Raw genomic sequence first — 532 nt, 5'->3', positions numbered from 1 at the left:
CTTGTATATCATCAATGCGCTGTAAAATAGCTTGCTCTTGCGCTGAAAAGGGAATGCCATCAGCCATCATGCTTTGTATGTTTGTTCTGATTGTTGATAGAATTTTTCTAATCGACGGATTCATCTTCAAAACGAGCAAGCTCTTGTGAGGTTCGGGCCATTGAAACATCGCGAATCGCGATCGCTCGATCATGGACACTGCCGCGAAAGTTGATCGCGTATCGTTGTTTTACCGAGTTAATGTCCGTCACCTCAGTCAAGGCTTTTGTCGATAAAGTTAACTTTTTGAATACCGACGATGGTCAGTAACGCCATAAGTGCCACTAACGTACCAAAACCGAGCGCCAAACGCGTCCTTACTTTTAACTGTGCAAGGTATTGCATTCCATACTCCTGATAGCAAACGTAACCGTTGAGGCAATATCGCCATCAACGCTTATTTTTTAGTTTTTGTGGAAAGAGTGAGACCGCTTTTTTCGGGCAAAAATGACAAACAAAGAATGAAACGGTGAACGATCACCAACATTGATAA

At 42.7% G+C, this 532-nt stretch carries 1 pseudogene; it reads right to left on the bottom strand.

Features of this window, described 5'->3' with window-relative positions:
- Positions 1-384: pseudogene (locus CIK04_RS29775) on the bottom strand (MCP four helix bundle domain-containing protein); the annotation flags it as partial.
- Positions 385-532 lie beyond the last annotated feature (148 nt).

It is taken from the genome of Vibrio sp. 03_296 (assembly GCF_002265885.1).
Note: the sequence above shows the minus strand (reverse complement) of the source record. Positions and strands in the feature narration are given on the sequence as shown.